9 protein-coding genes and 1 tRNA gene are annotated in these 10,639 nt (G+C 58.8%); 7 read left to right on the top strand and 3 right to left on the bottom strand.

All coding sequences use genetic code 11. The annotated features are described in order from the left end of the window. The 5 genes from PMI28_RS30945 to PMI28_RS25780 all read left to right on the top strand — a co-directional run. On the top strand, window positions 1-304 hold a 304-nt coding region (locus PMI28_RS30945), incomplete at its 5' end, for a hypothetical protein (RefSeq protein ID WP_238540670.1). A 177-nt stretch (window positions 305-481) separates the two neighbouring features. Beyond that, window positions 482-3,313, top strand: coding sequence for a xanthine dehydrogenase family protein molybdopterin-binding subunit (locus PMI28_RS25765; protein WP_007982258.1), 2,832 nt, complete (start codon window positions 482-484; stop codon window positions 3,311-3,313). Further along, on the top strand, window positions 3,306-3,845 hold the full coding sequence (locus PMI28_RS25770; protein WP_007982256.1) for a (2Fe-2S)-binding protein: 540 nt from the start codon (window positions 3,306-3,308) through the stop codon (window positions 3,843-3,845). Before PMI28_RS25765 ends, PMI28_RS25770 begins: the two co-directional genes overlap by 8 nt. A gap of 2 nt (window positions 3,846-3,847) precedes the next feature. Further along, on the top strand, window positions 3,848-5,086 hold the full coding sequence (locus tag PMI28_RS25775; RefSeq protein WP_007982254.1) for a cytochrome c: 1,239 nt from the start codon (window positions 3,848-3,850) through the stop codon (window positions 5,084-5,086). Window position 5,087: 1 nt separating this feature from the next. Continuing rightward, window positions 5,088-6,059 carry an XdhC family protein gene (locus PMI28_RS25780; protein ID WP_007982252.1) on the top strand — a complete coding sequence of 324 codons (972 nt, stop codon included), beginning with the start codon at window positions 5,088-5,090 and terminating at the stop codon, window positions 6,057-6,059. 160 nt (window positions 6,060-6,219) lie between these two features. On the opposite strand, the gene PMI28_RS25785 is transcribed toward PMI28_RS25780, so the two are convergent. Further along, window positions 6,220-7,503, bottom strand: coding sequence for an NAD(P)/FAD-dependent oxidoreductase (locus PMI28_RS25785; protein WP_007982250.1), 1,284 nt, complete (start codon window positions 7,501-7,503; stop codon window positions 6,220-6,222). A gap of 184 nt (window positions 7,504-7,687) precedes the next feature. On the opposite strand from PMI28_RS25785, the gene PMI28_RS25790 reads away from it, so the two are divergent. Then, a tRNA-Val gene (locus tag PMI28_RS25790) sits at window positions 7,688-7,764 on the top strand. An 883-nt stretch (window positions 7,765-8,647) separates the two neighbouring features. Beyond that, window positions 8,648-9,304, top strand: a complete 657-nt coding sequence (locus tag PMI28_RS25795; protein WP_007982243.1) for a trypsin-like peptidase domain-containing protein — start codon at window positions 8,648-8,650, stop codon at window positions 9,302-9,304. 306 nt (window positions 9,305-9,610) lie between these two features. Here PMI28_RS25795 and PMI28_RS29285 read toward each other — a convergent pair whose 3' ends face one another. Then, window positions 9,611-9,793 (bottom strand): hypothetical protein, encoded by a 183-nt coding sequence (locus PMI28_RS29285; protein ID WP_007982241.1) that lies wholly within the window; start codon window positions 9,791-9,793, stop codon window positions 9,611-9,613. A 386-nt stretch (window positions 9,794-10,179) separates the two neighbouring features. After that, the gene (locus PMI28_RS25800) at window positions 10,180-10,386 is read right to left on the bottom strand and encodes a co-regulatory protein PtrA N-terminal domain-containing protein (protein ID WP_007982238.1); all 207 of its coding nucleotides are present in this window, start codon (window positions 10,384-10,386) and stop codon (window positions 10,180-10,182) included. Window positions 10,387-10,639: the final 253 nt, after the last annotated feature.

Genomic DNA, 10,639 nt, shown 5'->3' with positions numbered 1-10,639 from the left:
AGTCCCGTCCGCTGCGCCATATCTGCCCCGAGGCCAACTGAACGCCTTGGAGCTACGAAGAAAACCGCTGGTTTACTTCGAGTCGATAGCAAAAACCCTGGTCGAAAGACCGGGGTTTTTTGTTTCTGGAATTCAGGTTTTCCCCTCTCGCCTTGTTCCCGGTGGACCTTTCTGCATGCCTCGTTGCCGGAATGGCCTATCGGACGCTGACGACGCCGTCGTCCAGCAGCACCCCTCCAGCCTCACGCTACCAAAATTCACGGCTACTCTTAACGTGCTGCGTCGAATAGTCGCGTTTTTTTGATTTGCTGGTCAGTTTTTAGTTTTCCGTCAGGCCGTAAGCCTATAAACTTAACCTTTCGGTCAGCTTTGCACTGTCAACAACAGCCCTTTGCATCGTCGAAAGGGGCCTCTGCAAGACTCGAGATTTTCCAGAACATAACCAGAAGGGCGGGCTCCATAACCGCCCAGAGGATGATCCATGTCCAACCGTGATATATCCCGGCGCTCGTTCCTTCAGGGCGGGCTGGTAGCGGGCGTGAGCGTGACGCTCACGCCATTGAGCAGCCAGGCGCTGGCCGCCTTGATGGAAAACAGCGTGACTGTGCCGTCCGAGCAGTGGCTCGGCAACAATGGCAAGGCGCGCGCCCGTAACGATGCCTTGTCCAAGGTCTGTGGCAGCAAGGTCTTTGCCCGCGACATCCGCGCCAAGGACATGCCGGGCTGGCCGCAGCAGCAAGGCCACGCCATGCTGCTCAAGACCATCAAGGCCGACCACATCTTCGCAGGTATCGACCTGTCGTGGCTGGGCGCCGAGTTGCAGCCGGACCGCATCGTCACCGCCGAAAACCTGGTCAAGGACGGTATCGTATTCCCTGAGGAGCACGCTCCCGATCCGTTGTTGCCGGCTGGCAAGGTGCCGATGTTCATCGGGCATCCGGTGGCGATCCTGATCTGGAACGACTTCGAGCGCTTCCGACAGGCCAAGAACCAACTCAAATTCAATGACAAGGCGATTCGTTACGGTGCCCAGGTGCCGTTCTACGAAGGTGATCCCTACGGCAGCTTCCGCTACGTACGTGTCGGCGGCGCGACCTCGGCGGACGAAGACGAGTTCGCCAGCCTCAAGGACTCGATCCTGTTCCCGATGCTGAAAAACCGTCGTCCGGTGTGGAACTCCCAGCCGAACCTGCACGGCAACCTCACCGAGCGCGGGTTGTTCTACGCCGAGCGCATGAAGCAGCAGATCGATACACCGCCGGACAACTGGCTGGTGTTCGACGAGCGCTACAAGACCCCGTCGATCGAGCCGGCCGCCCTGGAGCCGGACAACGGCAACGGCTGGTACGACCCGGCCACCAAGACCTTGCATTTCGTCGTCGCCACCCAGTGTCCGCTGGAAGCCGCGACCGAAACCGCGAAGATGATTGCGCCGTCGCGTTTCGGCCTGGCCAATCTGAACATGCACCCGGGTTATACCGTCGGTTACGGCTCCAAAGACCACAACATTTTCGTCTACTACGCAGCGTTGGCGGCGTTGTACGGCGCGGGTGTGCCGGTGCGCCTGGCCAACGACCGCTACGAGCAGTTCCAGAGCGGCATCAAGCGTCACCCGTTCGACATTCGCTACCAGTTGGCGGTGGACAAGAACGACCACAGCTTCAAGATCTTCCGCGCTGAAATGAGCGTCGACGGTGGCGGGCGAATCAACTACAGCCCGTCGGTGGCTGCGGTGGGCGCCACGGCAGCGCAATCGATCTACTACATGCCGCAGAACGATTTGCAGGTCACGGCCTATCACTCCCGCGCAGTGGAGGCCGGGTCGATGCGTGGCTACGGCACCCTGCAGAGCATGGCCTCGACCGAAATGATGGTCGATGAAATCGCTGATCGCCTCGGCGTCGATGCCATTGAGTTGCGCCGTAAAAACGCACTGCGCTCGGGCATGAAAAACACCCAGGGCGCGATCCCGGCCGGTGCTCTGCGCCTGCACGAGATTCTCGACAAGGCAGCCGTTCACGACACCTGGAAAAACCGCGACGCGATCAAGAAACAGCGCGAAGCCGCCGATCCGGATAACTGGTACGGCATTGGTTTCGCCATCTGCCAGAAAGACTTCGGCACCGGTTCCGAAGCACCGATGGCCAGCATTGAATTCACTGCCGAAGGTCGCATCAGCCTGCGCCACATCGGTATCGAAATCGGTACCGGCATGTCCACCTCGCAGGCCATGGTCGTGGCTGATTTCCTCGGTATTCCGGCCCACGAAGTGAAGACCGGCGAAACCGAATGGAAAGAGTTACAGCTGATCAGTGGCGGCAACCCGTACATCATGAGTCAGGCCGAGCAGGACAATTTCCTGCGCAATCCACGCTGGGTCGGCAAAGTCGCTTCGGCTTCGTCGGCAACCAACTCCGCGTACTACTTCAGCCACGCCACCCGTGAAGCGGCGCGTGTGTTGTTCAACCACGGCCTGTGGCCGGCGGCGCTGGAGATCTGGCGCCAAGGCCCTTACGGCGGCCAGGCCAACCCTTACGTGGTGCGCCGCGAAGACGCCCATTGGGTCGACGGCAAGCTCACCGCCAACGGCATGGAACCCCTGCCGTTCGCCATGCTGGCCAAGCGTGTTCACGAGCGCGGCCTGGTGAGCGGCGCCACGGTGCACGGTTTCAACCGCTGGAGCTGGGCCGAGGCCGAGTTCAGCATCGACGGCGTACGTGAGCGTTTGCCGCTCGATGGTCTGGCGGTCAAGTACGGCGACGGTGCACCGAAAGCGAAGAAGGCGCAGATGAACAGCGCCGGTTTCCATCTGCTGGACCGGCAGAACATCGCCTACCCGGCAACCCAGCTGAACAACGCGGCGGTGACTTACTACAGCCCGGTGGCGACGCTGGTGGAAGTGAAGGTCAACAAAGGTTCGGCGGAAGTCTCGGTGCTCAACCATCACTCGTGGGTCGAGTGCGGTCGGGTGCTGGTGGAAGAACTGGTCAAGGGCCAGCTCGAAGGCGGTATCGCCATGGGCATCGGCCATGCGCTGATGGAAGAAATGCCGCTGTACGAAGGCGGGCCGGGGGAGGGTGACTGGAACTTCAACCGTTACCGCCTGCCGATGGCGCGGCATGTTGCGGTGTGGAAACAGACGGCGGACATCCTGCCGCCACTCTCGCCAAGCGACCCGTCCAAGGGCATCGCCGAAGTGGTGATGATTCCGGTGGTTGGCGCCATCGGCAACGCCGTGGCCCATGCCATCGGTAAACGTGTCCGCGACCTGCCTATCACTTCTGCACGCATCAAGGAGGCCCTCAATGGCTAACCGTCCGCTTCAACTGACCCTCAACGGTCAATCCGTCGGCCCGGTGGACATCCCTGATGACCTGCCAATGATCGACTACCTGCACGAATACAAGAACCTCACCGGTTCGCGCCTGGGCTGCGGCCAGGGCATCTGCCACGCCTGCGTGGTGATCGTCGACAACCCCGACGGCACCAGTGAAGAAGTGCGCACCTGCATCACCGGCGCGCACTATTTCGAAGGCAAGAAAGTACGGACCATCGAAGGCCATGCGACACGCGACGAGCAGGGCAAGGTCACCGAGCTGAATCCGATCCAGCAGCGCTTCGTCGATGAATTCGCCTTCCAGTGCAGCTACTGCGCACCGGGCTTCGTCAATGCCGCGACCGTGCTGGTGGAAAAGCTGCAGCGTCAGCCGATCGTCAAAAGCCAGCTGGAAAAAGTCATCGAGGACAGCCTCGGCCATCACATCTGCCGTTGCACCGGGTACGTGCGTTACTACAGCGCCACCCGCAACGTGCTGACCGATCTCGGCCTGGTCAAGGAGGGTTAAGCATGAAGCTTCTACTTAGCCGTCTGGCATTGGCGGTTGGTCTGGCTGCGCCTGTGTTGCTGGCTCACGCCGATGACGCGCAGGTCAGGCAGGGCGAATACCTCGCTCGCGCCGCCGATTGCATGGCGTGTCACACCGCACCGGGTGGCGCGCCGTATGCGGGCGGTCTGCCGATCGTTTCGCCGTTCGGCACAATCTACGGCACCAACATCACCCCGAGCAAAGAGCACGGCATCGGCCTGTACAACGATGACGAGTTCTTTGCCGCGCTGACCGAAGGCAAGCGCCGCGATGGCGCGAACCTGTATCCGGCGATGCCCTACACCTCCTATCACCTGATGCCGCGCGCCGATTCCGACGCGATTCATGCCTACCTGAAAACTGTCGAGCCGATCGAGCGTGCAGCACCGGTCACCAGCCTGAGCTTCCCGTTCAACGTGCGCCTGGGCCTGATGGGCTGGAACATGATGTACGGCAAGGACGTGAAGCTGGAACCGGCTGAAGGCAAAAGCGAAGCCTGGAAGCGCGGCCAATATGTGGTCGATGTGCTTGGTCATTGTGGCGAATGCCATACGCCGCGGGGCTTGCCTGGTGCGATGCAGCAGGACAAGCGCATGACCGGCGGCATTCTCAATGGTTATCTGGCGCCAAGCCTGCTGGCCACTGACCTGGCGGCCCGTGGCTGGAACCATCAGGACCTGAGCTCGTTCCTCAAGCACGGCATGAGCGCCCAGGGCACGATGTTCAACGAGATGTTCCCGGTGTTCCATAACAGCACCCAGGGCCTCAGTGATCCGGATCTGGCGGCGATGGCGACCTTCCTGCTCGGCGATCAGCCGCCGGCGGCGAAAGTCCTCACAGAAGTGCCGTTGGACAAACTCAGCCCAAGTGCCCAGCGTGGCCGTCAGGAATATTTGAATGTCTGCGCCGGTTGCCATGCGCCGGGTGGCGAGGGCAGGCCGCACATCGCCGTGGCCATGCGTGGCAACACCACGTTGCGCCTGGAAGATCCGCGCAACCTGGTGCGGGTGATCGACGACGGTATCGGCGAGCAGAAGTTCTCCGGGTTCGAGCACATGCAGCCGATGCCGGGGTTCGCTCAGAAGTTGAGCGACGGGCAACTCACGGATCTGCTGAACTACCTGCGTCAGGGCTGGGGCGGTCAGCCGAATGATTTGGCCGTAAACGATGTGCAGAAGTTGCGGGCCGATGCGCCGCCGCTCGAGCACAAGGCGCACTGATATGCAGCATCTCGATCTGCAGGTGATACGTCGGGCGCTGGAGTGGTCGACGGCCGGTCAGCGCATCTGGCTGTGTACGGTGCTGGCCACTTACGGCTCGGCACCGCGCGCACCGGGGTCGCTATTGGCGGTGAACACTGACGGGCAATGGATTGGCTCGTTGTCTGGTGGCTGTGTCGAGGAAGACTTTCTCGAGCGAGTCGCCGACGGTGCGTTTCTGGAGCCGGTCAGCGTTGTTCGTTACGGCGAAGGCGACGATCCACGCTCCCGCGTCAGCCTGCCGTGTGGCGGGGTGCTGGATGTGCTGGTCGAGAAGCTTGAAGCCGATTGCGAGGCGCAAGCGCATCTGCGGGAGCTGGAGTCGGCGCTGTTGGGCCGGCGTCGACTGATCCGCGAAGTTGATCTGCTCAGCGGTGCGCGCAGTCTGTTCGATGATCGTGAGCAGGGTGTGCGTATCGAGCGTGAAATCGACCGGGTGCGTGTGCGCGTCGGCGCGGCCCAGCGTTTGCTGCTGGCGGGGTATTCCAGTGTCGCTCAGGCTTGTGCAGAGTTTGCCGTGGGCTTGGGTTTCGAGGTGATTCTGTGTGACCCGCGGGACGACGTGCTGGAAGGCGTCGTGCTGGAAAACGTAGAGATTCGCCGCCAACTGCCTTCGGTGTTCATTGCCGACGGCGGTTGCCACAGCGATACGGCAGTGGTGGCATTGACTCACGATCCGCGCATTGATGACCTGGCGATGATGGAGGCGGTGCGCACCGAGGCGTTCTATATCGGTGTGATGGGCTCCATGCAGACCTCGCACAAACGCTTCGAGCGCCTGCGCCGCATCGGCGGTCTGGGTGATGTCGAGTTGGGTCGGATCCATGCGCCAATCGGGTTGAACCTGGGCAGCAAGACCCCGGCAGAAATCGCTCTGGCGGTGTTGGCTGACATCTTGCGAATCCGCAGCGGAATCGCACGGGACCGTTTGTAACCTTCGCTGAACAAAAAAATGCGCCGCCATGTGCGTGACCCACTGTAGGAGCGAGCTTGCTCGCGATGGTCGTTAACGATGCCGCGTGTTTACTGACTAAACGCAGCGCTCTTGAGTCCATCGCGAGCAGGCTCGCTCCCACAGTGAATTGCAGTGCCGCTTAGTAGCCGAACTTGTCCCGCAATCCGTAATACCACGCACCCAATGCCGCAAACGGTGTGCGCAGCATTTGTCCACCAGGGAACGGGTAGTGGGGCAGGTCGGCAAACGCGTCAAAACGCTCGGCCTGGCCGCGCAGCGCTTCGGCCAGCACCTTGCCCGCCAGGTGTGTGTAGGTCACGCCGTGGCCGCTGCAGCCTTGGGAATAGTAAATATTGTCGCCCAGGCGACCGACCTGAGGCAGGCGCGACAGGGTCAGCAGGAAGTTGCCCGTCCACGCGTAATCGATCTTCACGTCCTTGAGCTGCGGAAATGCCTTGAGCATTTTCGGCCGAATGATCGCTTCGATGTTCGCCGGATCCCGCGCGCCGTACACCACACCGCCACCGAAAATCAGGCGCTTGTCGCCGCTGAGGCGGTAGTAGTCGAGCAAGTAATTGCAGTCTTCGACACAGTAATCCTGAGGCAGCAGGGTCTTCGCCAGTTCTTCGCCCAGTGGCTCCGTGGTAATCACTTGAGTGCCGCAAGGCATCGATTTGGCGGCCAGTTCCGGCACCAGATTGCCGAGGTACGCGTTGCCGGCGACGATGATGAACCTGGCCCTGACCTTGCCCTGTGGCGTGTGCACAACCGGGTTGGCGCCGCGTACGATGCGTATGGCCGGCGACTGCTCATAAATTGTCCCGCCCAGGGACTCGACCGCTGCCGCTTCACCCAGCGCCAGGTTAAGCGGATGGATGTGACCGCCACTCATGTCGAGCATGCCGCCGACATACTGATCACACGCCACCACTTCGCGGATGCGACGTTGATCCATCAGCTCGAGCTGGGTGTGCCCGAAACGCTCCCACAGGCGCTTCTGGGACTCGAGATGCCCCATCTGCTTGGCGGTCATCGCGGCGAACACGCCACCGTCCTTCAGATCACACTGAATGTTGTACCTGGCGACCCGCTCCCGAATGATTCGCCCACCTTCGAACGCCATCTGCCCCAGCAGTTGAGCCTGTTTGGGGCCGACCGTGCGCTCGATGACATCGATATCGCGGCTATAGCTGTTAACGATCTGCCCGCCATTACGCCCGGACGCCCCGAAACCCACCTTGGCGGCTTCGAGCACCGTGACCTTGAAGCCGTTCTCCAGCAGGAACAGGGCAGAGGACAGCCCCGTATAACCGGCGCCAATCACACAGACATCGGTCTCGACGTCATCCTGCAACGTCGGGCGCGGCGGAACCGCATTGGCCGATGCGGCGTAATAGGATTCTGGGTAGGGGGTGTTAGCCATCCTGCAGCCTCTGTTTAATATATTTTACGAGTGCGTTGATCCTACCCGAGTTGAAAAACGGCCGCCAGCCACCCGGAAAATCTTCTTTGTACCCGCAAAATTAAATATTTTGCATATTCATAGGGTTAGCTCGAAAAAAGGTGTTGACACCCCTCCGGAATTCCGTAGAATGCCGCCTCACAGCAGGCACGTAGCTCAGTTGGTTAGAGCACCACCTTGACATGGTGGGGGTCGTTGGTTCGAGTCCAATCGCGCCTACCAAACAAAATCCGCTCTGCTGGGCGGTCTAGAAGGGCTCACCGAAAGGTGGGCCCTTTTTTGTTGTCCTGGATTTACTGCAGAACGTTCACAAAGTATCGGGTTCGTTCACGCTGGGCAATGTGAATGCCGATTCAGGCTCAAAGTCTGGAAAGGGTTGGGGCGCAGTAGTGCGATAAATCACTTTTGCAAGCACAGGCCGGAAAGGAAAAGCGTCGGTGCCTGGTGCGGATGCTGAATTCGCAGAGCCAGCAATACTGGCACCCGGCGCGCAACCTTATGTAATGCTCAAGCAAACAAATTGCACATCGAAGGCCTACGGCCAGGCAGTGAGCACCAACGGCTATTAACGTGCTCAGCAGAATCATCATGAAGGCAAGCATGGTGGCAGCAGTTGCACTGGTTGGAATGCTGGCGAGTGGCGCAATTCTGGCAGATGGGAACAAGCTTTTAGATGTGTGTCAGCAAGCTGTCCGGCATGGTGTTCAAGCCAGCGTACTCTTATGAGTGACACCGACGGTGCCAGACAAGATATCTCTGTGGTGAGAATGCCAATTCCTCGATCCGCAGGAACTTAATAAGTATGATTCAGTTGCAACTTGCAGGCAGGTGCCGGTAAGTCGAGAAGTTTTCAGGCGTCACCAAGTCTACGTTTGAATCCGCTTGCTGCAATAACGTTTTTCAGGCGCCAAATATTTGAACTTTTGAAGTTGCGCGAAAGGTAATTGGCCTTAGCGCGATTTATTCATACGCGCCATTACAATCTCAGCCATAAGTAAGAAAACCCCAACTAGAACAAGCGGCGAGGAGTAGTGCAGCCCGACAAATGACAAAATACTGACAACAAAAAACAGTCACATTCTCCCAATTAAGTCGGTGATATATCATGATCAAGATCATGGCCTACTTTTTAATTGGAGCTGTAACTGCAGGATGCAACGGCATCGTAAAACCCGACTTTTCGGGACCTGCCAATGATTCATACTTTTCAGTCTACTCGGGCTTTCCTGCACCGTACCTATACATGGCCTCGGCCGTACAATGGAACGATGACTATGCAGTAACCACCCGCCACACTCCGTTCATCCCTAACGTGAAGTACAGCTGCAGCACAGGCTGCGATCTCGTCTTCATCCAGCACAAGGCCAGCGGCCGCTACCCATCATGGCGCGCACCGCGTGTGGGCGAGAGCATAACGGCCGTTGGGGCGAGTCCTTACCTCATGACCGCTAGCGGGAAAGGCACGGTGTATCAAACGCCTTTCATCAATGCCGATGAACACAGCGGTGATCTCTATGCCATCCATGATGCTCCATTGATCAAGGGCATGTCGGGTGGGCCGGTCCTCACCAGTGACGGCTGTATTGTCGGCATCAATATCGGTTTCTACTCAACCACTCTGAACGATGTGAGCACTCAGGCCGGCGTAAAGGGGGCTGAGAGGATCAGCATTTTTATTCCTTACTCGATCATTCAGCGCGAGTGGGGGATATTGCAGGCAAAACTCAACGATCCGCACGGCGCCAGATATGTCGCGAAGTAACTTTTTCCGAATCCAACAAACAAAACTCGCTTTGCCAGGCGGACTGGAAGGGCTCACCGAAAGGTGGGCCCTTTTTGTAGTTCTTTACGGGTTGCCGGGAAAGACATCTCTTGATGTTCATGGAAAAGAACTCGCAATGTCGATTCCGGCGTGCCGTCGTTGTCCCGGATACTCATGTTATGAAGGCTGTCCTTGAACGGGAACAACTTCAGTGCCGAACTATCCGCTCGCGTTGTTCCGCCCGAGTGAGCAGAAGCTGACTGACGGGTTGCTGGTCAGAAAGGGGGGATGTGCAGTACAGGGAGATCAAGAGGTTGAGTACTCGAGATACAGTTTTTCGAGGGCTTCCTGGTACTTGTCCCCCGATAAAGATTTTTTCAGCGCTGCCAGGACTTCGAGTGCTGAAGCTGCCGCCAATGCCTCGTTTTCTCCCCGGTATGCTGCGCGCAGTCTTGCTGCGGCAATTATCGATTCTTCGGTCGTTGGCATGCTGTTGCGCTCGAAGGACTGAGGCCTCACTGATAGCCGCAACCTGAAACTATTTCAAGCATCAGGTGACCCATGGGCAGGTCACACGCCTCCAGCGTCACTGCTTGATCTATCGGAGCTGTCCGACCTCGGTATCCGCCTGACTCCAGTGCCTGAGGCATAGGGGGGGCTGAGTGCTGAGATCCTTGCTGACACCGGCAGCATTCACAACGAAGCCCGACGATGCCCGCCTGCTGGATGCGGACATCCGGAACATGTGGGTATTGTCGGGCTTCGAAATACAGGGTGCCGAGTGTTCAGTTAAACCGGCACTAGCAGCACCTTGGGTGCTGCATTTGAGGCTTGAGAGCGCACATTTCTGCCTGCTTGGGCGTGCGCTACAGCGATCAGCCGTTGATGTGATCGGTCGCCTTGGCTTTGCTTACAGCTACAGCGGCTTCAGCTTTCTGTTTCTGTGCAACCTGATAGGTTTCCATCGAGACTTTCCGGGCCGACTCCATGCGTGCGAAGGTCCGATCACCGCCACCGGTGGCCATCGCCAGAGAAGAAGCGGTCAGAGTGGCGACTACGAAGAGAACTTTCATGGATTTCATTTGGATATCCTCAAGTGAGATTTTGTGAACGGCTAGCAGTGGGGGTTATTGGCTACAGCTGAACGTCCTTGTTCAACTTGGCCTCACGCTGCAGCCAGGACGGTGTTTCTTGCGGCCCAGGAGCCATGCTCCATACGCCCTTCGGTGTCTTTGCTTTTTGCCCAGGCAGTGAGCAGTACCATCATTCCGAATCCACCGACGATGAGAAACGGATAGGCTGCCAGCAACTCGACCAGCGAGTATTTCCAGGCCA

It is taken from the genome of Pseudomonas sp. GM48 (assembly GCF_000282335.1).
Classification (GTDB): domain Bacteria; phylum Pseudomonadota; class Gammaproteobacteria; order Pseudomonadales; family Pseudomonadaceae; genus Aquipseudomonas.
Note: the sequence above shows the minus strand (reverse complement) of the source record. Positions and strands in the feature narration are given on the sequence as shown.